Genomic DNA, 392 nt, shown 5'->3' on the forward strand with positions numbered 1-392 from the left:
GACCCAAACGAGGCCGCAAGCCGCTGTTCGATCCGACCATCTTCGAAGAGCGGTTCCGTACCATTGAGCGGCTGTTCGCCTGGGAAGACAAGTTCCGCCGCCTGCTGCTGCGCTTTGAACGTCTCAGTCAATTGCACTACGCATTCAAAACCATTGCCTATACGATGATCAATCTGCGGCACTACTGCCGGGGCTGATTTCACCCTCGAGGATGTGTTTAAAGTCCGGTGCACCGCGCCGTGATTCTGCTCGTCCGTTGCATCGCGAAACCACACTCATCGCGGTGCCAATCATCCCCCATCGCCCGCATTGCCGCACCCTATCCATGCAATCCTGCGTTCTCCTTAAGGAGCGCGACCCTGATTCCGATCGAAACCCGCAACCAGTTGTAG

Annotated in this window: 1 protein-coding gene; it reads left to right on the top strand. The window is 56.9% G+C overall.

Translation table 11 applies throughout. The features are described 5' to 3' along the window. Positions 1–197 (top strand): hypothetical protein (locus P0D89_RS54175; RefSeq protein WP_408371564.1); only part of this gene is annotated, 197 nt, incomplete at its 5' end. Between the last annotated feature and the right edge of the window lie 195 nt (positions 198–392).

The organism is Paraburkholderia sp. RL18-085-BIA-A (assembly GCF_046027075.1).
Taxonomy (GTDB): domain Bacteria; phylum Pseudomonadota; class Gammaproteobacteria; order Burkholderiales; family Burkholderiaceae; genus Paraburkholderia.